Origin of the sequence: Bradyrhizobium iriomotense, from assembly GCF_030160715.1 — a bacterium.
Taxonomy (GTDB): Bacteria; Pseudomonadota; Alphaproteobacteria; order Rhizobiales; family Xanthobacteraceae; genus Bradyrhizobium; species Bradyrhizobium iriomotense.
Map to the genome: position 1 here is coordinate 195,923 of NZ_BSOW01000002.1, position 20,017 is coordinate 215,939.

Below are 20,017 nucleotides of genomic sequence, written 5' to 3' on the forward strand. Positions count from 1 at the left end.
CACCCCACGAGTTCCTACCCCGCCGCCGGCACCACGCTGTCCGCCGGCGCACCCCACGGCCTTTCGGCTGACGCAAGCCCGATCAGGCGGCCCTGGATGTAGTCGCAGCCCCAGTCGCGCAGCATGTTTGCCGCTTCCTCGTCCTGCACCCATTCGGCGACCGTCTTGATGTCGAGACGGCGGGCGAGGTCGATAAGGGTCTGCACGAAGGCGCGATCGTCGGCGGAACGGGTGATGTTCTGCACGAAGGCGCCGTCGATCTTGACGATGTCGACGCCGAGCTTGCGCAAATTGCGGAACGAGGTGTAGCCGGCGCCGAAATCGTCGATCGCGATGCGGCTGCCGAAATGCTTCAGACGGCCGACGAAGGCACGAACGTCGTCGATGTCCTGGATCGCGACCGTCTCAGTGATCTCGACGATCAACCGCTCGGCGACGCCGGGGTGGGCCTGCATCAGCGTTTCGATCGAGGCCCACCAGTCGGGATCCATGGTGGTGTCGGGCGAGATGTTGAGGCTGAGCCTGACCTCGGGCGAAGCGGCAAGCTCGGCGACCACGAGTTCGAGCACGCGATGATCGACGAGGCGGATCAGGCCGAGCCGCTCGGCGACCGGCACGATGTCGGGCGCGAGCAGCGTCCGCCCGTCGCCCTGCTCCATCCGCACCAGGCATTCGTAGAATGCGCCGGCGCGCGTCGCGGCCGAGACCACCGGCTCATAGGCGAGCACGATGCGGCGATCGTTCAGCGCGGTGACGATCTCGTCGGTGACGCGGATGTTGACGCGGCGCTGCGCGTCGCGCTCGGCATTCGGCCGCCAAGTGCCGAACGAGCCGGCGCGGCGGCGCTTGGCGGCGTCCAGCGTCTCATGCGCGCGGTTGATCGCTTCATCGGTGTTGCGGGTATAGCGGGGCACGCTGACCGCGCCGATCGAGGCGGTAACCGAGACAGGGCCCGACTTGGTCGGCACCACCTCGTCGCGGATGCCGGCGAGGAAGCGTTCGGCGGCGACGTTCATGTCGTCAATGGTGCAGTTCTTCAGGATCAGACCGAACTTGTTGCCGGAGAAGCGGCCGAGCACGTCGCCGCCGCGAAGGCGCGCGCGGATGCGTCGTGCCACGTCGAGGATCACGGCATCCGCAACATCGAAGCCGAAGGCGTCGTTGACGCGGGCCAGATGATCGATGCCGACCAGCATGAAGGCCGCGGCCGAGCGGAAACGCGTCGACTCTTCGATCGCTTCCGCGAGCGCCGCGATCAGATGGGTGCGGTTGAGCTCGCCGGTGAGGGGATCGAGCCGGGCGAGCTTTGCCAACTCTTCGTCCCGGGCGTGGCGCTCATTGTTGATGCGGACGGCGCCGATCGCACGGACCGGCCGGCCGTCGGGACCTGCGAACCAGCGGCCGGTCTCCTCGATCCAGACCACGGGATCGGAGGCGCTCAGGCGCACGCCATATTCGGCCCGGTAGGGCGTGCCGTCGGCGCCGTGCACGGCCGGCGACTGGGCCAGGGCGGCCGTGCGCAGCGATTGCGACGGCTCGATCAGCCGGGCGAATTCCGCACCGGTCGCCAGCCGCTCGGCGCGGATGCCGGGGAAGACGGAGCCGACCTGCTCGCCCCAGGCGATCGCATCGCTCGCGATATCCCAGATGAAGACCGCCTCGCCGAGCGAGGCCAGGATGTCGGAGGCTTGCGGCACAACAGCGGTCAAAGGCGCCTCGTTTCGGGACAGCGGAGACGGTCTCGCAACCTGAGGATAGAGCGAGATTCGGCTTTGACCCTAGGCAAAGTTCATAAACAATTTGGAAACCACGTTTCAACACGGCCTGGAACCAGATCGGGCCGGCCGGCATAGGCCTTGCGAGTAACTCCCACGCACGGCTGCCCGCGTCCCGAAACGCGACAGTTCTGCCGAATCAACGGTGTTTGCGATGGTGAGTGCGGATCGAGCAGGAGAGGCAGACGGCGGTGGCGGGACCGCCCTGGTCCCGCTGACCCCGACGCTCGCATGGGCTCACAAGGTGGCGGCGCTGCCGCGCCCGGACCCGAGCTTCGTCACCCAGCTCATCGCCAATGCCGAGCACCTGCCGCAGACGAGCCGGCTGCGCCGGGCGAGCCCGGCCGATGCGAACATGGCCTATGGCAACAAGCGCCCGCTGGGAAGCGTGAGCGCCAGGACGCGCCAAGTGGCGTGAGCTTCTTACCTCGCCCCGCTTGCGGGGAGAGGGAGCGCACCATCCAAGCGGATACAGATTAGCGTTGCGGCGTATCCGACGACCCCGGCGTGCCGTTGCTCGGCTGCAAATGCGGCGAAGGGATTTCCGGCGAGGGCGCGGCTTGCGGTGCCTTCGGCGCGGGGGGATCCATCAGCACGGATTCGGCGACCGACTGCGCGGAGGGCGCGGGAGGCGCGACCGGTGCGGGCTGTGGTGCGGGGGCCATGCGCGGCTCGACGACAGGCTCGTTCGCCTCTTCCTCGACCTGACGGCGCGCCTTGCGCGGTGCCGGTGCGGCCTCGGTGACATAGGCGCGGCGACGCGTGCGCTGGGCGACGCCGCCGATGAAATCGGCCATCGCGAGCAGCACCAGCAGGAAAAAGATGGAGTTGCCGAATTTGGGCCACATCACGAATTCGGCCACGGCCGCGCCGAACACGATCAGCGACAGCAGATGATCCATCAGGAACTTTGCGCCGGGCCGCGCGCCCTTCACGACCTCGAGCAGCAGCAGCACGATTCCGAGCGCGAGCAGGAGATCGCCCAGCGTGACCGGCCACGGCTCGCCCGTGATCATCGGCACCTTGAACAGCACATCCGTGAAGGACACGGTGGGCATCAGAAAGACGATGATGTTGTAGACCGCGAGCGGAATGAGAAGCAGCGGGAAACCGACCATCGCGTGTGCGCCTTCCTGATCGAGACGTCCGGGCAGGACAATGCGGCGGCGAAGCGTTTGCTCCGCCGCCGTCACCGTCTTAACTCACTGATTGGCCGAATCCAGGCTGGCGAAACGCCCCGCCTGTCGATACGCCGGCCTCAGGACTCTTTCTTCTTCAGGACCTGCCGGCCCTTGTACATGCCGGTCTTGAGGTCGAGATGGTGCGGGCGGCGGAGCTCACCGGAGTCCTTGTCCTCGACATAGGTCGGCTTCTTGAGCGCGTCAGCAGAGCGGCGCATGCCACGGCGCGACGGCGAGGTTTTTCTTCTCGGAACGGCCATTATCAATATCCTCTAGGGATTGGTGTTCGGGGCATCGTCCGGCCTTCCGGACGGCTCAGCACCCGCAATCGGGGCGAGCTGAATGCCGATCAAGGCCGGGCTTATAGAGGAAGGCTGTCCGTAAAGCTAGGGTTTTGGGCCGGAAAAAGTGCCCGAAATCGGCTCAAAATCCGCGATTTTCCCGCCAACAGGTCTGGACGGCCTGCCCCCGCGCCATATAGGTCACCGCCAGCCGCCGCACCCCCGGTCCTGGGGTACGGGCGCTGCGCTTGACCGGATTTGGCAGGATCGAGGCCAAAAGTCCCGCCTCCCGGGGCGAGAGGCTGGCCGCGGACTTGCCGAAGGCATAGGCGCTGCCCGCTTCGACGCCGAACTGGCCCTGCGGCCCGAGCTCGGCAATGTTGAGGTAAATCTCCAGAATCCGCGGCTTGGGCAGAACCAGGTCGATCCACAGCGCCAGCGGAAACTCCAGCACTTTCCGGATGGGATCCCGCCCCTGCCAGAGGAACAGGTTCTTCGCCACCTGCTGGGTGATGGTGGAGGCGCCGCGGAACGGCGTCCCGTCCTCCTGCGCATCGTCGATCGCCTCGCGCAGCGCGCCCCAGTCGATGCCGTGATGCTTGCAGAAATGGGCGTCTTCGGCGCCGACCACCGCACGCGGCAAATAGGGCGACATCGCCGCCAGATCGATCCACTGCCGCTGCATCGGCCCGCCACGCAAGCTGCGCCAGGCCATCAGCGTCGAAACCGGGTGGCCGGTGCGGTAGAATGGTGCGATTGCGTAGGGCAGGAGCGCCGCGACCGTAAGCACCAGAGCCAGGATTTTGACGATGCGAAAAATCGACCTTGTCCTGCGCCAAAATGGAAGTGATGAACGGGGTGGGCGATTAAGCCTGTGATAATTCGGGCCTTTTCCAGCAGTTTTAAGGCGTTCCAAGTGATTGACGGAAGCGCCTGCATAAAGGATTGTCCGGCCGAATTTTAGTTCTGGAGCCCTTCTTGATGACCGGCACGACCCCGCCCGATTTCGCCAAACGCCTGGACAAGACCGCTGACGATACCGAGGCGCTGCTCGCCAGGCTGTTGTCGGACGACATCCTGCCTGATGAGATTGCCCGCCCCAAGCGGCTGATGGACGCGATGCGCTATTCGAGCCTCGGCGGGGGCAAACGCCTGCGGCCGTTCCTGGTGGTCGAGAGCGCCGCGGTGTTCGGCGTGCCGCGTGAAGCCGCCCTGCTGGTCGGCGCCGCGCTCGAATGCATCCACTGCTATTCGCTGATCCATGACGATCTGCCGTCGATGGACAATTCCGACCTGCGCCGCGGCCGCCCGACGCTGCACAAGAAGACCGACGACGCCACCGCGATCCTCGCCGGCGACGGGCTTTTGACGCTCGCCTTCGATATCGTCACCCGCGACGAGATCCATCGCGACGCCAATGTCCGGCTCCTGCTGACGCGCGCGCTGGCGCGCTGCGCCGGCATCGGCGGCATGGTCGGCGGGCAGATGCTCGATCTCGCCGGTGAAGGACGCTTCGGCGATCGCGAGCCGGTCGACGTCGCACGGCTCCAGCAGATGAAGACCGGCGCGCTGCTGCGCTATGGCTGCATCGCCGGCGCGATCCTGGGCCAAGCCTCCGCGAAGGAGTATCAGGCGCTCGACGATTACGGCCGCGCGCTCGGCGAAGCCTTCCAGATCGCCGACGACCTGCTCGACGTCGAGGGCGATGCTGCCGCGCTCGGCAAGCCCTCCGGCCAGGACGCAGCGCTCGGCAAGACCACCTTCGTCACCCAGCTCGGCATCGAGGGCGCCAAGCAGCGCGTGCGCGACCTGCTCGCGCGCGCGGACGCTGCCGTCTCGATCTTCGGCGACCGCGCCGCCGTGCTGCAGGCTGCCGCGCGGTTCGTGGCGGAGCGGAAGAGCTGATCGCGCCATGACGGGCATCGACAAAAACGATCCCGTCCTTGTCCGCTTCCGCAAAATGTCGCGGCCGATGCGCCTTGTCTATGCGCGGCCGCGGACGTTCATTGCGCTCGCCGCCGGCATCCTGGTCTGCCTGGCGCTGCCGGGCTCGCACCGGCTGGTGACGCGGCTTCTGATCGGCTGGGATGCGCTGATCGCGGTCTACCTCGTGCTGGTCTACGGCATGATGCTGAACAACGATCCCCTGCACATTCGCCGCGCCGCAGTGATGCAGGACGATGGCCGCTTCGTCATCCTGCTGGTGACCGCAGTGGGCGCGTTCGCGAGCATCGCGGCCATCGTCTCCGAGCTCGGCACGCCGCATCACGGCGTCATCGAGCTGTCGCTCGCGATCACCACCATCGTGCTGTCCTGGGCCGCGGTGCATACCACCTTCGCCCTGCATTACGCCCATGACTATTATCGCCACACCAAGCCGGGCGGCCTGCAATTTCCAAGCGGCGACGAGCACGACCACGCCGACTACTGGGACTTCGTCTATTTTTCCTTCGTGATCGGCATGACCGCGCAGGTCTCCGACGTCGGCATCACCGACAAGACCATCCGCCGCACCGCGACCGCGCACGGCATCGTCTCGTTCATCTACAACACGGCGCTGCTGGCGCTGACGGTGAACATCGCGGCAAGCGCGATCGCGACTTAGGCTGCATCCTCGAAGTCGTCATGGCGAAAGCCAGGACGACTTCGGGGAATTCTAGTCGCAGACCTCCGGGTTGGGGTCGGCCCCGTAGCCGCCACCACCGCGGAAGCCGAGATGACAGCCACGCTTGACCGGGCGGCAGAGGAGGTCGTTGCAATAGATCTGACCGCCACCTCCCGAAGCGCGGCCTCCGGCCGCCGCAGCTGCGGCGCCGGCCTGCGGACGCTGTCTAGCTGGGCGATCCTGCTGCTGGCCGTCATCGCGCTTGGCGGTGCTCGCGGGCTTCGCGGCGCGCTTCTTTTCGCATTCATTGTCGTCGTTCAGCACATAGCCGTCGCCGCAGACGATCTTGGTGCACTTGTCGCCGTCGGCCTTGAAGCCGCGATCGCAGACCAGCGGGCAGACCCGCGACGGCTTGGCCTTGACCGCGTCGAGCGCATCGGTACTTGCAACCTTCGTATCAAGCTTGGTGCCGGCATAGCGGTTGAACTGCGACAGCGAGCGCTGCGAGGCCGTAGTCCAGTTGCCGTCCGCTTGTCCTGAGAAGCAGCCGACACGGCCAAGCTCGCTCTGCACCGATCGCGTCAGATCGGCCGGCGTCGTCGTGGGCGTCAGCGCGGCGACATTGGTGGCTGGCGCCTTGGCGGGCTGCGCAGCGGAGCTGTTCGGCGTCGCTGCGGCCAGATTCACGCGCTGCTGCTCGGCGGCGGCCGCCTGCTGCTGCGCCTGCTCCTTGGCCTTCTGGGCGGCGAGCTGCGCCTGTTCGGCGGCCTTCGCATCGGCCTCGGCCCTGGCCTGCGCATCCTTCTGCGCCCCGGCTGCGGCAAGACGATCGCGCTCGGCTTCCGCCTGCTTCGCCTTTGCGGTCGCCACCGCATGCGCTTCTTCGGCCGCGATCTTGTCGATCTGAATCTTGGCGAGATTCGAATAGAAGCCGTCCGGGTGCTGGGCGAGGAACGCGTCCCACGCTGCCTTGTTGCCGACCTGGAGCGCGAGCTCGTAGTCACGCCGTATCTCGGCCTGCGGATTGACGACAGGCTGGGCCGGCGCCACCGCGACGGCCTTTGCCGGCACCAGCGGCACGTCGTCGCCGCCGAGCGAGCCGTAGACGAACGGCTCCTGCTTGTTGTTGGTGGTCTTCAAGACGTCGTCGCGCACGAAGCCGAAGGCGCGGCGGACGTCGAGGCCGGGCGTCGTCAGATGCTTCGACAGCGCGATCGTGAACGGGCTGTTGCTGCCGTCGCCGTCCTGGGCGGTGGAGCCGGCCTTGGCCGAATAGGCGATCAGCGTATTCGGGCTGGTCGGCTCGACCTGGGCAAGGCCGCGCCCGATGCCGCGCGAGGCGATCGTGCGCTTCATGGTCTTGCCAAAGGGATTGTCGCGGCAGGCGTCGAGAATGACTAGGCGAAGCTGCTTGGCCGGCTCGATCGCGACCAGGACGCGGTCGAGCGACAGCGCTTCGTCATAGACGTCGGTGTCGCGCTCGAGCTTGGCGTCGACGGGGATCAGATAGTTCGCGCCGTCGACCTCGATGCCGTGGCCGGCGTAATAGACAACGGCGATATCGGCATCGCGCGCAGAATCGGCGAATTCGCGCAAGCTACGGCGCGTCTCCAGCGCCGGCAGGTCGTGGCGGGCATCGACCACATCGAAGCCGGCCTCCTTCAGCGTCTTCGCGATGACAGCCCCGTCATTGTCGGGGTTCGCAAGCTGCGGCGCATTCTGATAGGCGGAATTGGAGAGCACCAGCGCAACGCGCTTGGCGGCAAAGGCTGGCCCGGCGCCGATTAGCAGCGCGAGCGCGAGGAGAAGTGGGCAGAATCTGAACAGGCTGCGCATGACGGAACTTCCAGCTCAAGGGAGAATTCGACACCCTTTTGGACCTACCTAGCAACATCCACGTCGCCCGCTTGTGACCGAGATCACAGCTTGTGACGGAGGTCACGAAGGGCAATGCGACAGCTCGCGGGCAAATCCCTTTTTGTTAGTCTCACCAGAAGGGTAGCGGTTCGCCGGACGGGGCGCGTTTCCGGCCCGCTCAGCCGGCTCCGACATGCCCGCGGTGCTGCGGCAGATTGTCCGTGATCTCGTACCAGGGCGCCTTGGAGCCGACGAACATATGCGCGGTGGGGCGGATCGAGGGATCGTCGAACAGGGTTCCCAGGGTGACGTGGACCCATTGGCCCTCGCGCACCACCGAATAGAGCAGCGAGCCGCATCGCCCACAATGCGCGTCATGGGTGGCGGCCTCGTCGCCATAGATCAGCCGCGCATCCTCGCCCGCGACCACGCGGAATTTGTGCCGCTCGATCCCGGCGAACGGCTTGAAGGCGGAGCCGGTGGCGCGCCGGCAGTCCGAGCAATGGCAATTCAGCGCATAGACGAATTCATCCGCGACGTCGTACTGCACGGCGCCGCAGTAACATTTTCCGGTGAGGCGGCGACGGCTTGTCGTGCTGGTCACGATCTTTCTCCAACGCGGAATGCGGCGAGACAATCTAGCGGGTCGGCCAGCCGCTGCCGATCAGCTTTTCGCGACCAAGGCGCTGGCGGTTTGGCCAGCCGCGCTCTACCTTGCCTCGTCGCGCCAACCTGCCGGAGAAGGAGAGAAGCATGGGGTATGACCGTTCGAGTGTCGAGGCCGTGGTGCAGGGCTATTTCGATGCGCTCTATGAAGGCGATGCCGACAAGCTCGGCGCGGTGTTCCACTCTTCCGCCGATCTGCGTTGGGTGGAAAAGGGTGAGCTCAAAATCCTGACCGTGCCGGACTGGCTCGCCTGGGTGCGCAAGCGGCCGTCGGCGAAGGCCGAAGGCAAGCCGCGCGAGGATTTCATCGTCACCATCGACCGCTCGGACGACAAGACCGCTTTCATCAAGGTCAAATGCCAACTGCCACCCCGCTACTTCACCGACTATCTCGTGGCGATGAAGCTCGCCGACGGCTGGCAGATCGTGTCGAAATCGTATCGATATGATCTGAAGGAGTGAGGAAGCGCCTGCTGTAAGGCAATCACTTGCCATGAATCGGCTGCGTTCCCTCCCCCTTGCGGGGGAGGGAGCACACCGCAATTTGCGGCGGCATGTCGCGTCACAAATTTGTCGAAGCCGGAGAGGAAACCGGAGTCCGCGTCGGATGGCGCGCGCCACCACCAAATGTCCCACTGCCAAGGATTCCCATGCTGTTCGATCGTCGTTCGCTGCTCGCCTCGCTGTGCGCGCTGGCCGCAGGTCCCGTATTTGCTGAGGGCGCACCGCCTGCGCTTGAAACCTATGAACGCGAGAGCGGCGGGCGGGTCGGGTTCTATGCTGAAAATCTCAGCTCCGGCAAAAAGCTCGCCTGGCGCGCCGACGAGCGATTTGTCATGTGCTCTACGTTCAAGGCGTCGCTTGCGGCCTGCGTGCTGGCGCGCATCGATCGCGGCGAAGACCAGCTCGCCGCAACGGTCGGCTATGGCAGGGACGACCTGCTCGACTATGCGCCGGTGGCAAAGGAGAACCTTTCGAAAGGTGCGATGTCGGTCGGCGACATGTGCAAGGCCAGCGTCGAGCTCAGCGACAACACCTGCGCCAACCTTTTGCTGGCGCGAATCGGGGGACCGGCGGCACTCACCGCGTTCTGGCGCTCGCTCGGCGACACCATTTCGCGGCTCGACCACAACGAGCCCGAGCTCAACCGTTCGCCGCCGGGCGACCCGCACGACACGACCACGCCCATCACCATGGCCGGCAATTTTCGCCACCTCGTGCTCGGCGAAGCCTTGTCCGCGACCTCGCGCGCGCAACTCACCGAGTGGATGGTGAACTGCAAGACCGGCGCAAAACGACTGCGCGCGGGCCTCCCGGGAACCTGGAGGATCGGCGACAAGACCGGCAACAACGGCAAGGATGCTTCCGGCGACATTGCGGTGGCCTGGCCGAAGCCCGATACGCCGATCCTGATTGCGGCCTACACCCAGGGCGGCACGCCGAACGCCGCGCAGATCGACACCGTGTTCGCAGCCATTGGCAAGCTGGTCGCCGAGCGGCTGGGATGATCGGGCCGCATTGACCCGCGCCGCGCTTCCGGGGCAAGTGAAAGCATGGTGGAAGCGCGATTTCAGATCTTTCTGATCCTGCTCACCGTGCTGGCAGGCACGGCGCTTCTGGCGCGGCGCTTCAACATTGCGCCCGCCATCCTGTTGATGCTGGCGGGCGTGGGCCTTGCCTTCGTGCCGGGCATGCCGCAGGTCGAGCTGCCGCCGGAACTCGTGCTGCTGCTGGTGCTGCCGCCGCTGATCTATTCGGCGAGCGTCGCCATGAGCTGGCGCGAGTTCAGGAACAACCTGCGCCCCATCGTGCTGCTCGCGGTCGGCGCCGTGATCTTCACCGCGGCGATGGTCGCAACCGCCGCGCATTTCCTGATCGGCATGCCCTGGACCGTCGGCTTCCTGCTCGGGGCCATCGTCGCGCCGCCCGACGTGGTGGCGCCGCTCGCGATTGCGCGCAGGCTGCACATGCCGCGCCGCATCCTGGTCGTGCTCGAAGGCGAAGGGCTTGCCAACGACGCCACCGCGCTGATCCTCTACCGCTTTGCGCTCGCCGCGATCATGACCGGCAGCTTCTCGCTGCCGCTTGCGACCGGCGAGTTCTTCCTCATCATTGCCGGCGAGGTCGCCTATGGCGTCGGGGTCGGCTGGCTCTCCTTGCGCGCCCGCAAATGGGCGCGCGATCCGCAGGTCGAGATCACGCTGTCGCTGATCACGCCCTACCTCGCCTATTGGCTGCCCGAACATGTCGGCGGAAGCGGCGTGATCGCCACCGTCGCCTGCGGCCTCTATGTGAGCTGGAACGGGCCGTTGTGGATTTCCTCGGCGACGCGCCTGCAGGGCATCTTCTTCTGGGACCTCGTGATCTACCTGATCGAGGGCATCCTGTTCCTGCTCACCGGCTTTCAGATGCGCGCGCTCTACGAGAAATCGAAGGCGTTTCCGCTCGACGAGATCCTGATCGCGACCGGCGTGGTCGTGGTCATCGTGGTGATGGCGCGCTTTGCCTGGGTCTATCCCGCGACCTATTTGCCGCGGATATTGAGCCCGAGCCTGCGCCGGCGCGATCCCTCGCCGCCCTGGCAATGGGTGTTCACGCTCGCCTTCACCGGCGTGCGCGGTGCGGTGTCGCTCGCGGCCGCGCTGGCGCTACCCTTCGTGCTGCCGGGCGGCGAGGCCTTCCCCTATCGCGACCTGATCCTGTTCGTCGCCTTCGGCGTCATCTTCATCACGCTGGTCGGCGTCGGCCTCGGCCTGCCCAAGGTGGTGCGATGGCTCGGCGTCGCCGAGGCCGGCCGCTCCGAGCACGTCGCCGAGCATGAGGCCGAGATCGCCGCGCGGCGCCAGGCCCTCGATGCAGCGCTGAGGTCGCTTGATGCCCTGGCCGAGGAGAAGGAGCTGTCCGACGAGGTCGTGAGCCTGCTGCGGGCACGGCACGATATCCGCGTCAATCAGCTCCCCTGCTCGCTCGATCCGGCCAGCCTCGGCCTCTCCGCCGCCGGCACCAGGCTGACGCGCGAGCTGATCGCCGCAGAGCGCACGTTCATCCACGAGCTATTGCGTGACGGCAAGATCACCGACGAAGCGAGGCGCCGGATCGAGCGCGATCTCGATCTGGAGGAAGCGAGTCTTGCGAACCGGGAGTTTCAGCGAGTGCCGTTGTAGCGGCATCCTCAACTCGTCGTCCCGGACAAGCGAGCGGAGCAAGCGCCGATCCGGGCCCCATAACCACAGGGAGAAGTTGTGGCGCGAGATGGTGGTTGCCAGTCGTCGCCAAACCACACCTTGGGGTTATGGGTCCCGGCCTTCGCCGGGACGACATCGGAGAGTGGGCAAGGCCTGCCCACATCGTCATCGCTCAATGACACACTAATGCTTCTCGCAAAACTCCTTCATCGCCCCTGCCACCGCCGTCGCAATCACCTCTTGCCGCTCCGGCGAATTCATCGCCATCTCCTCGTCGCGATTGATGATGGAGCCCGCCTCCAGCAGCACCGCGGCGCTCTTCGTGCGTGAGAGTACCACGAGCTGGTCGTAGCGATAGACGCCAAACTCCTTGTCCAGCAGATCGTGACGATAGCGCCCCATCAGCGGCAGCGTGTACTGCTGCGCATAAGTCAGGTCCTGCGCCTTCAACTCCCTGCCGAGAAGGCGCGCGAACGCAAGGCTCGCCGCGTATCGCGGATTCTGCCGCGAGACGAACAGCGAATGGCCGGAGAAACGGTCGCTGAAATGGCTTCTTGCGCCCTCGAACTCCCACTCCTCGAGGAATTTGTCCGGCACGGCGTCGTGATGGATCGAGAGAAAGAGATCGGCTCGCCAGTCGTTGGCGGCGTTGACGCGCTTGAACAGGCTCGGCCTCGCCCTGCCCTCCGTCACCAAGAGACGCGTCGTGGAAAAGCCTTCCGACTTCAGCTTCGTAGCGATGAGCCTGGCAAGCCGCAGATTGAACGCGAACTCGGGATCGTTGCGCGCGCTGTCCGCACCGGGCGATTCGGCGGTGTGGCCGACATCCACGACGATGCGGAAATTAGCCGGCTCGCATTTTTCAGGCGCGAGCTTAGCATTGGGCTTGGGCTTCGCGCGCACGATCTTCCGCTTCGGCACGGCATGGCTTGAATCGATCGGCGCGAGCGGAAGCAGCAAAGCAACGACGATTGCAACGATGCTCCGCGCCGATGGCCGCTTCGCTTTGCCCACGCTACCGCACCGTTGACTACACCGGCCGCTCGCCCTTCACCGTCACGCGCGTCCCTGACCGCGTGTGCGGCCAGTAATCCCACATCGCGCGATGCTGGGTGCAGCGATTGTCCCAGAAGGCGATGGCGTTCTCGGTCCAGCGGAAGCGACACTGGAACAGCGGGTTTTCGGCGTGCTGGTAGAGATAGGCCAGCATCGCGTCGCTCTCGTCGCGGGGAATGCCGTTGATGTAGCGGGTAAAGCCGCGGTTGACGTAGAGGGCCTTCTTGCCCGTGACCGGGTGCGTGCGCACCACCGGGTGCTCGGCATGCGGATAGCTCGGCTTGTCGGCGACGCCGTAGTTGGCGTAGAGCCCGCGATAGATCGGCTCGCCGTCATGCAGCGCGGTGAGGCCGTCGAGATAGGCTTTCATGCGGTCCGACAGCGCCTCATAGGCCGCGTACATGTTGGCGAACAGAGTGTCACCGCCACGCGGCGGGCATTGCTTGATGTAGAGGATCGAGCCCATGGGCGGCTCGAGGTCGCAGGACACGTCGGAATGCCAGCCCTCGCCATTGGCGCGCGGCGAGTTCGCGTCGGCATAGATCTTCATCAGCGCGGGATCTTCGTCCTCATGCGGAGCCGCGGGGTGAAAATGCAGCTCGCCGAACTTGCGGCCGAAGGCGAGATGCTGCTGCGGCGTAATGTGCTGGTCGCGGAAGAAGATGACGAGGTTTTCGGCGAGCGCGCGATGGACCTCGTCCATCTGCCGGTTGGAACGGGAGTCGTCAGAGACGAGCTTGCCGACATCGACGCCCGTGATTTCCGCGCCGATGATCGGCGTGAGTTTTTCGACGGCGATGGTCTCGTAGGGCGCACCGTCCTCCGCCATGTGGCGATAGCGAGGACCCTGCTTGCCGGCGAGCGAGCTCATGGGTGTTGCTCCCAATCATTGTTGATTGAGGGCATCGTAGCGCGCGGTGATGGATGTGCAATGCGCACCGCAAACACAACTCGTCGTCCCGGGGCGCGCCACCGGGTCCGCGCGAAGCGCGGCCCGATAACAGGCTCCGCGCGAGCCCGGGACTCATAACCACGGAATTGAGTTTGGCGAAGACTTGGAGCCGTCACCCCGCGCCATAACCACGGCCTGTGGTTATTGGTCCCGGCCTTCGCCGGGACGACAACCGAGTACGAGGTGCGAGCGGAGCAAGATTACTCCGTCTCTGGCTACTCCGCCGCAGTCTCCGGCACCTTGGCGCCCTGGCCGTAACGCTGGTCGATGTAGTCGATCACCAGCGCCTTGAAGTCGGCGGCGATGCCGGGGCCGCGCAGGGTGCGGAACTTCTTGCCGTCGACGAAGACGGGCGCGGCGGGCGCCTCGCCGGTGCCGGGCAAGGAGATGCCGATATTGGCGTGCTTGGATTCGCCGGGGCCGTTGACGATGCAGCCCATGACGGCGACGTTGAGCTCTTCGACGCCGGGATATTTCGTCTTCCAGGTCGGCATCTCGTCGCGGATGAAATCCTGGATCGAGCGCGCCAGCTCCTGGAACGTGGTCGAGGTGGTGCGGCCGCAGCCGGGGCATGCCGCCACCAGCGGCACGAAGGTGCGGAAGCCCATGGTCTGCAAGAGCTCCTGGCCGACCTGCACCTCTCGGGTGCGGTCGCCGCCGGGCTCCGGCGTCAGTGAGATGCGGATGGTGTCACCGATGCCCTGCTGCAAGAGGATGCCGAGCGCGGCGGACGAGGCGACGATACCCTTGGTGCCCATGCCGGCCTCGGTGAGACCGAGATGGATGGCGTAGTCGGAACGGCTCGCGAGCACCTCATAGACCGCGATCAGATCCTGCACCGCCGACACCTTGGCCGACAGGATGATGCGGTTCTTGGGCATGCCGAGCTCTTCGGCGCGCGCCGCCGAGAGCAACGCGGATTGCACCATGGCCTCGCGCATCACGGCGCGGGCATCGCGCGGATTGGCCGAGGCCGCGTTCTCGTCCATCAACTTGGACAAGAGTTCCTGGTCGAGCGAGCCCCAATTGGCGCCGATGCGCACCGGCTTGTCGTGCTTGTTGGCGATCTCGATGATGTCGGCGAACTGGGTGTCGCGCTTGTCCTTGAAGCCGACATTGCCGGGATTGATGCGGTACTTGTCGAGCGCTTCCGCACAGGCCGGATAGTCGGCGAGCAGCTTGTGGCCGATATAGTGGAAGTCGCCGATCAGGGGCGTGGTGATGCCACGCTTGCGCAGACCGTCGCGGATGTGCGGAACGGCAGCGGCGGCCTCCTCGCGGTCCACGGTGATGCGGACCATTTCGGAGCCGGCGCGCGAAAGCGCTGCGACCTGGGCGATGGTACCGTCGATATCGGCGGTGTCGGTGTTGGTCATCGACTGCACCACGATGGGCGCGCCGCCGCCGACGGCGACGTCGCCGACCTTGACCTGCGTGGTGTTGTGGCGCGGCTGAGGTCCCGCGATGTCGGAATCGATGGTGTTTTCGGGCTTGTTCATGGGGTCCAAATATCAGGTTTTGGTGACATTCAGCAATGCATCGCGCGGGGCCGCAGCGTCTTGGCTGGGACGGTTAATCAGAAAAAGCCCAGCAATTACAAGGACAGCTGCCGCCCCGAACGTCAGGCTGAGGGTGTCATGCAAGATGAAATAGCTAGCGACGACGCCAAACAAAGGGGTGATGAAGGTAAAAGCCGACAATTTGCTGGCCGAATAGGCCTTCACGAGCCCGAACCAAAGCGTGAACGTGGCTCCGACCACCCAGACCGCCTGGAACACCATCAGTGTGATCGACAGCGGGCGGGGCGTGTGCGGGATGGTTTCGCCCATGAGGTACGCGGCCAGGCCCAGGATCGGGATCGATATCGCGACCTGGTAACCCATCGCCTTTTCCGGCGGGACGAGGCGCAGTCGCGTCGACTTGGCGATCAGCGTAGTCGCCGCCCACAGCGCGGCGCCGCCGACGATGAGGAGATCGCCGAGCAGCACCTGTGAATCCACGTTCGGCTGCGGCACACCGATTGCGAGGGCAACGCCGGCAAAGCTGATGGCGAGGCCGAGCCATTGTGTGCCGCTCAGCCTCTCGCCCAGCACCTGATAGGAGCCGAGCGCGACGAAGAACGGCGCGGTGTAGAGGAACACGACCGCGCGGGACGCCGGGGTGAAGCGCAGGCCCTCATAGATCAGCACGAACTCGGCGCCGAACATCAGCCCGGCGATGAGGCCTGCGGCAAGCGTGCCGTCGCGCTCGAAGAACTTTGCCCCGCGCAAGGTGCCGATCATGAACAGCACCGGCAGCGCGCCCATCGAGCGGATGGTCGCCTGTAGCATCGGCGGAATATCCGGGATGACGAGCTTCACCGCGATCTGGTTAAACCCCCAGGTCAGGCACAGCATGAGCATCAGGGCGATGGCGCCGGCGCTCAACGGGCGGCCGGCGGACGGGCTTGCTGGTTCAATCGACATGTCTTCCCGGGGCCGGCTTTACGCCGTTGTTATCAAGAAGCTTTCTGACAATGGGTGCAGGTGCCCGTGATCTCGACCACGGACAGTTTGGGAGCAAAACCCGAGGCGCGCGCAGCCTGGTTGAGGCCTTGCGCGACGGACGCGGCCGGAATCTCGCCGACCAGGCCGCAGCGCTCGCAGATCAGGAACGCAACCGCCGGGACCGCGTCATGGTCGTGGGCGCAGGCGAGATAGGCGTTGCGACTCTCGATGCGATGCACGAGGCCGTTGGCCATCAAAAAATCGAGCGCGCGATAGACCGTGATCGGCGCCGGCCGCGGCATCGATTTGGCCAGCTCGTCGATCACCTCATAGGCGCCGAGCGGACGGTGGCTGGACAAGAGCGCCTGCAGCACGTGACGGCGGATCGGCGTGAATTTCTGCGCGCGCTGCTCGCAGACCGCCTCCGCATGCGTCAAGGCATCCGCGGTACAGCGGCGGTGATCGTGGTCAGGCGCGGGAAAGGCCGGCTTTGCGAGAGTCATCGCGCTAGTCTTTAGCATTTCCGGACCGGGAACCCAAAGGGCGCGGCTTCGAATGGCTGCCAGCCATGCTTTTGCGGTGGAGCAGCGCCGCGCTAATTTGCCATGAAATAATCATAAGCTTGCTTATTATATGCCAAGCTTATTGGAGACCAAGCTTATGAGCCGCACGTCGGTGGATCAGAACTTCCTGTTCACGCTCGGCGAGCTGTATCGCCTGCTGCGGGTCTATGCCGACAAGGAGGCATCCCGCTATGGCATCACCCGCGCGCAATGGGCGGTGCTGGCCAAGGTCGAGCGCAGCGAGGGCATGAAGCAGTCCGAGCTCGCCGAGCTCCTGGAGATGCAGCCGATTACGCTAACGCGGCTGATCGACAAGCTCTGCGACAACGACTGGATCGAGCGCCGCAGCGACGCCTCCGACCGCCGCGTCAAGCGCCTCCATCTGAAGAAGGCCGGCCGCGCGCTGCTCGGCAAGATGAGCGGCCTGAAGTCGGAGCTCACGGCCAACGCGCTCGACGGCATCAACCCGGCGGACGCCCACCGTCTCCTCACCCAACTCGAAACAATCAAGGAAAACGTGCGTAACGCGATCCAGACCAGCGGCGCGGAACAAACACGTAGGGAGCAGCGCTATGGCTGACCAAGTCCTCAAGTTCCAGCCCGAGCAGAAGGGCGGCCCAAGCGGCAAGCCCACCAAGAAGCTCGCGGCCGAGCCGCGCCGCCGCCTGCTGGCGGGCCTGCGCCGCTACCGCCGCTTCCTCCTGATGGTGGTGCTGCCCGCGGCGGCCGCGATCGGCGGCATCACCTTCTATCTGCATGGCGGACGCTATGTCGGCACCGACGATGCCTATGTCGGCGCGCAGAAGGTGCTGGTGACGCCCGACATCTCCGGCAAGATCGACAAGGTCGTCGTGAAAGAGGGCCAGATCGTCAAGCAGGGCGACGAGCTGTTCGAGATCGATCCGGTTCCGTTCCGCCTCGCGGTGGAGGAGACCAAGGCGCAGCTCGCCCAAGCCAGGACCACCTACGACAACCTCGTCGCCAACGTCAAAATCTACGGCCAGATGCTGGATCTCGCCCAGCAGGGCATGGACCTGAAGCAGCGCGACGTCGAGCGCAAGCAGGCGCTGGTGAAGAACAATTATGGCTCGCAGCTCGACCTGGACAACGCGTCGAACGCGATGGTCACGGCCGGCGCGCAGGCGCAGTTCGTCAAGCAGCAGCTCTCCAACGCGAAGACGCAGCTGCTCGGCAATCCCGACCTGCCGCTGGAAGAGTTCCCGCCCTATGTGCAGGCCAAGGCCAAGCTGGATGACGCCCAGCGCAATCTCGACCACACCGTGCTGCGCGCCCCGATGAGCGGCGTGGCAACCCAGGTCGACCAGATCCAGCTCGGCCGTTTCGTCGCCGCCGGCACGCCGGTGTTCTCCATCGTCGACATCGCCCACCCCTGGGTCGACGCCAATCCGAAGGAGAGCGACCTCACCCATGTCGCGGTCGGCCAGGCGGTCACGCTCGAGGTCGACGCGTTCCCCAACCATGTGTTCAAGGGCAAGATCGGCTCGCTGTCGCCGGGCACCGGCGCGCAGTTCGCGATCCTGCCGCCGCAGAACGCCACCGGCAATTTCGTCAAGGTCGTGCAGCGCGTGCCGGTGCGAATCTATTTCGACGACAACGACAAGTTCGTGAAGAAGCTGAAGGCCGGCATGAGCGTCTATGCCAACATCGACACCGGCCACCAGCGCTCGCTCGCCGGCCTGCTCGGCCTGTCGGCAACGGCCAACCAGGACAAGGAAGACTGACGTCGATGTCCGGGCCCGCCAGCGCAGCAATGGTCCCCGGCCTCCGCCGGAACATGGTGACGATCTGCGCCATGACCGCGACCATCATGCAGGCGCTGGACACGACGATCGCCAACGTTGCCCTGCCCTACATGCAGGGCACGCTGTCGGCTTCGCAGGACCAGATCAACTGGGTCCTGACCTCCTACATCGTCGCCGCCGCGATCATGACCGCGCCGGTGGGGTGGATCGCCAACCGCTACGGCCGCAAGCGCATCTTCATCATCTGCTCGGCCGGCTTCACCCTCGCTTCCGTGCTGTGCGGGCTCGCGCAGGACATCAACCAGATGGTGCTGTTCCGCCTGCTGCAGGGCGTGTTCGGCGCCGCGCTGGTGCCGCTGTCGCAGGCCGTGATGCTGGATTCCTACACGCTCCAGGAACGCGCCAAGGCGATGTCGATCTGGGGCATGGGCGTGATGATGGGGCCGATCATGGGCCCCTCGCTCGGGGCCTGGCTGACCGAGACCTATTCCTGGCACTGGGTGTTCTTCGTCAATTTGCCGTTCGGCGCGATCACCGTGCTCGGGCTGGCAATCTTCATGGACGAGACGAAGAAGGACCTCAGCCTCAAATTCGACTGGTTCGGCTTCACGGCGCTGGCCGTCGCGATCGGCGCGCTCCAGCTCGCGCTCGACCGCGGCGAGCAGCTCGACTGGTTCGAATCCGCCGAGATCGTGACCGAGTTCGTCGTCTCGGCGATCGCCTTCTACTATTTCTTCGCCCACTCCTTCACGACCTCGCGGCCGTTCATCCGCTTCGCGCTGTTCAAAGACCGCAACTTCCTCACCGGCTGCATCTTCATGACGGTGATGGGCCTCGTGCTGTATTCGACCATGGCGCTGGCCTCGCCTTACCTGCAGAACGTCATCGGCTATCCCATCATCACCGCGGGCGAGCTGCTCGCGACCCGCGGCTTCGGCACCTTCCTCGCCATGATGCTGGTCGGACGCATGATGCGCTACTTCGAGGCACGCACGCTGATCATCGCGGGGCTGACGTTGACCGCCGGCTCGCTGTTCCAGATGACCGGATGGACCGACCAGACCCAGGCGCTGGAGATCGTCACCGTCAGCATCTTCCAGGGTTTTGGCTTCGGCCTCGTCTTCGTGCCGCTCTCCACCGTGTCGTTCCTGACGCTGCCGAACGAGCTGCGCACCGACGGCACCTCGATGCTGACGCTGCTCCGCAACGTCGCAAGCTCGGTCGGCATCTCCATCGTCATCGCCGAGCTGACCCAGGGCTCGCGCAAGACCTATGCGATCCTCTCCGAGCACATCAACCCGTTCAACCACGCGCTCCAGATGCCCGATGTGCGCGGCATGATCAACCTCTCCACCGACGCCGGCCGCGCCATGGCCGACAAGATCGTCGCCATGCAGGCGCAGATCATCGCGTTTGCACACGACTACCAGCTCGTGATGATCTTCATCCTCTGCACCATCCCGCTCGCCCTGATGATCGGCTCAACCAAGGCCGCACTGCGCAAGCAGGCGGCGGGGCCGGAGCATGCGGTGATGGAGTAAGTCTCGCGCGCGAGACACACTCGACTCGTCGTCCCGGCCTAGTGCGCAATTGCGCACTAGAGCATGATCCGGAAAAGTGCGAAGCGGTTTTCCGAAAAGATCATGC

Annotated in this window: 20 protein-coding genes; 9 read left to right on the top strand and 11 right to left on the bottom strand. The window is 65.3% G+C overall.

What is annotated here, in order from left to right; genetic code table 11:
- Positions 1–14: 14 nt before the first annotated feature.
- Positions 15–1,709 carry a putative bifunctional diguanylate cyclase/phosphodiesterase gene (locus QQL28_RS03225; protein ID WP_284260961.1) on the bottom strand — a complete coding sequence of 565 codons (1,695 nt, stop codon included), beginning with the start codon at positions 1,707–1,709 and terminating at the stop codon, positions 15–17.
- A gap of 220 nt (positions 1,710–1,929) precedes the next feature.
- Between QQL28_RS03225 and QQL28_RS03230 the strand changes: the two genes are divergently transcribed.
- On the top strand, positions 1,930–2,193 hold the full coding sequence (locus QQL28_RS03230; RefSeq protein WP_284260963.1) for a hypothetical protein: 264 nt from the start codon (positions 1,930–1,932) through the stop codon (positions 2,191–2,193).
- Positions 2,194–2,251: 58 nt separating this feature from the next.
- On the opposite strand, the gene QQL28_RS03235 is transcribed toward QQL28_RS03230, so the two are convergent.
- From QQL28_RS03235 to QQL28_RS03245, 3 genes are all read right to left on the bottom strand, one after another.
- Complete coding sequence (locus tag QQL28_RS03235) at positions 2,252–2,893, bottom strand: hypothetical protein (protein WP_284261539.1); 642 nt, start codon at positions 2,891–2,893, stop codon at positions 2,252–2,254.
- Between the two features lie 140 nt (positions 2,894–3,033).
- Entirely contained in the window at positions 3,034–3,216 is a 183-nt protein-coding gene (rpmF, locus tag QQL28_RS03240) for a 50S ribosomal protein L32 (RefSeq protein WP_024509484.1), read from the bottom strand.
- Between the two features lie 163 nt (positions 3,217–3,379).
- Positions 3,380–4,057, bottom strand: coding sequence for a transglycosylase domain-containing protein (locus QQL28_RS03245; protein ID WP_284261540.1), 678 nt, complete (start codon positions 4,055–4,057; stop codon positions 3,380–3,382).
- A 161-nt stretch (positions 4,058–4,218) separates the two neighbouring features.
- Between QQL28_RS03245 and QQL28_RS03250 the strand changes: the two genes are divergently transcribed.
- Positions 4,219–5,142: a polyprenyl synthetase family protein gene (locus QQL28_RS03250; RefSeq protein WP_284260994.1), complete on the top strand. Its 924-nt coding sequence runs from the start codon at positions 4,219–4,221 to the stop codon at positions 5,140–5,142.
- A gap of 7 nt (positions 5,143–5,149) precedes the next feature.
- Complete coding sequence (locus QQL28_RS03255; protein ID WP_284260996.1) at positions 5,150–5,842, top strand: DUF1345 domain-containing protein; 693 nt, start codon at positions 5,150–5,152, stop codon at positions 5,840–5,842.
- Between the two features lie 51 nt (positions 5,843–5,893).
- Here the strand turns inward: QQL28_RS03255 and QQL28_RS03260 are convergent, their stop codons facing one another.
- Complete coding sequence (locus QQL28_RS03260) at positions 5,894–7,678, bottom strand: caspase family protein (RefSeq protein WP_284260997.1); 1,785 nt, start codon at positions 7,676–7,678, stop codon at positions 5,894–5,896.
- Positions 7,679–7,877: 199 nt separating this feature from the next.
- Positions 7,878–8,303, bottom strand: a complete 426-nt coding sequence (locus QQL28_RS03265) for a GFA family protein (protein WP_284260999.1) — start codon at positions 8,301–8,303, stop codon at positions 7,878–7,880.
- Between the two features lie 149 nt (positions 8,304–8,452).
- Between QQL28_RS03265 and QQL28_RS03270 the strand changes: the two genes are divergently transcribed.
- From QQL28_RS03270 to QQL28_RS03280, 3 genes are all read left to right on the top strand, one after another.
- Positions 8,453–8,827 (top strand): nuclear transport factor 2 family protein, encoded by a 375-nt coding sequence (locus QQL28_RS03270; protein WP_284261001.1) that lies wholly within the window; start codon positions 8,453–8,455, stop codon positions 8,825–8,827.
- A 188-nt stretch (positions 8,828–9,015) separates the two neighbouring features.
- On the top strand, positions 9,016–9,873 hold the full coding sequence (bla, locus tag QQL28_RS03275; RefSeq protein WP_284261003.1) for a class A beta-lactamase: 858 nt from the start codon (positions 9,016–9,018) through the stop codon (positions 9,871–9,873).
- Between the two features lie 48 nt (positions 9,874–9,921).
- Entirely contained in the window at positions 9,922–11,529 is a 1,608-nt protein-coding gene (locus QQL28_RS03280) for a Na+/H+ antiporter (RefSeq protein WP_284261547.1), read from the top strand.
- Between the two features lie 204 nt (positions 11,530–11,733).
- On the opposite strand, the gene QQL28_RS03285 is transcribed toward QQL28_RS03280, so the two are convergent.
- The 5 genes from QQL28_RS03285 to QQL28_RS03305 all read right to left on the bottom strand — a co-directional run bounded on the left by QQL28_RS03285 (position 11,734) and on the right by QQL28_RS03305 (position 16,547).
- Entirely contained in the window at positions 11,734–12,564 is an 831-nt protein-coding gene (locus QQL28_RS03285; protein WP_284261006.1) for an N-acetylmuramoyl-L-alanine amidase, read from the bottom strand.
- A 16-nt stretch (positions 12,565–12,580) separates the two neighbouring features.
- On the bottom strand, positions 12,581–13,477 hold the full coding sequence (locus QQL28_RS03290) for a TauD/TfdA dioxygenase family protein (RefSeq protein ID WP_284261009.1): 897 nt from the start codon (positions 13,475–13,477) through the stop codon (positions 12,581–12,583).
- 296 nt (positions 13,478–13,773) lie between these two features.
- The gene (gene ispG / locus QQL28_RS03295) at positions 13,774–15,057 is read right to left on the bottom strand and encodes a flavodoxin-dependent (E)-4-hydroxy-3-methylbut-2-enyl-diphosphate synthase (protein ID WP_284261012.1); all 1,284 of its coding nucleotides are present in this window, start codon (positions 15,055–15,057) and stop codon (positions 13,774–13,776) included.
- A gap of 12 nt (positions 15,058–15,069) precedes the next feature.
- A complete protein-coding gene (locus QQL28_RS03300) occupies positions 15,070–16,023 on the bottom strand; it encodes a DMT family transporter (protein ID WP_431309567.1) in 954 nt (317 codons plus the stop codon).
- Between the two features lie 32 nt (positions 16,024–16,055).
- Positions 16,056–16,547 carry a Fur family transcriptional regulator gene (locus QQL28_RS03305; RefSeq protein ID WP_284261014.1) on the bottom strand — a complete coding sequence of 164 codons (492 nt, stop codon included), beginning with the start codon at positions 16,545–16,547 and terminating at the stop codon, positions 16,056–16,058.
- A gap of 157 nt (positions 16,548–16,704) precedes the next feature.
- Between QQL28_RS03305 and QQL28_RS03310 the strand changes: the two genes are divergently transcribed.
- The 3 genes from QQL28_RS03310 to QQL28_RS03320 are packed head-to-tail and all read left to right on the top strand — an operon-like array spanning position 16,705 to position 19,911.
- Entirely contained in the window at positions 16,705–17,187 is a 483-nt protein-coding gene (locus tag QQL28_RS03310) for a MarR family winged helix-turn-helix transcriptional regulator (protein WP_284261016.1), read from the top strand.
- Positions 17,180–18,349 (top strand): HlyD family secretion protein, encoded by a 1,170-nt coding sequence (locus QQL28_RS03315; protein WP_284261018.1) that lies wholly within the window; start codon positions 17,180–17,182, stop codon positions 18,347–18,349. Before QQL28_RS03310 ends, QQL28_RS03315 begins: the two co-directional genes overlap by 8 nt.
- 5 nt (positions 18,350–18,354) lie before the next feature.
- Entirely contained in the window at positions 18,355–19,911 is a 1,557-nt protein-coding gene (locus tag QQL28_RS03320) for an MDR family MFS transporter (protein WP_284261021.1), read from the top strand.
- Positions 19,912–20,017 lie beyond the last annotated feature (106 nt).